Source organism: Microbacterium sp. Leaf351, assembly GCF_001423825.1.
Lineage (GTDB): Bacteria > Actinomycetota > Actinomycetes > Actinomycetales > Microbacteriaceae > Microbacterium > Microbacterium ginsengisoli.
Map to the genome: position 1 here is coordinate 111,828 of NZ_LMPK01000036.1, position 402 is coordinate 112,229.

General features: G+C 71.9%; 1 protein-coding gene. It reads right to left on the bottom strand.

Annotated features, from left to right (window positions below):
- A partial coding sequence (locus ASG00_RS12480) for a glycosyltransferase family A protein (RefSeq protein ID WP_156456257.1) occupies positions 1 to 402 on the bottom strand: 402 nt, incomplete at both ends.

Below are 402 nucleotides of genomic sequence, written 5' to 3' on the forward strand. Positions count from 1 at the left end.
GGATGCCGAGCCACAGCCCGATCCATACGCGTCCGCCCCCGATGTACCAGTGCGATCCGAGGTAGGCGACCAGCCGCGAGCAGTCGTAGAACTCGGCGCCCCCGGTGAGCACGCCGAGGGCCTCGTCCTCCGCGAACGCCCGTTCGAGGCGGGCGACCCAGTCGGGGTGAGGACGGGAGTCGGCATCGACCCGGGCGATGATGTCGGCGGATGCCGCCGCGTCGTCGTACCCGCGGGCGGCGGCAGGCCAGATGCCGACACGCTCCTCCCGCAACAGCGTCGCGCCGTGCGCGCGAGCGACGTCCGCGGTCGCATCGGTGGAGGCATTGTCGACGACGATCACCTCGTCGGGGCGTCGGGTCTGACGGTCGAGGGCCGAGAGGCAGGCATCCAGGTAGTCGG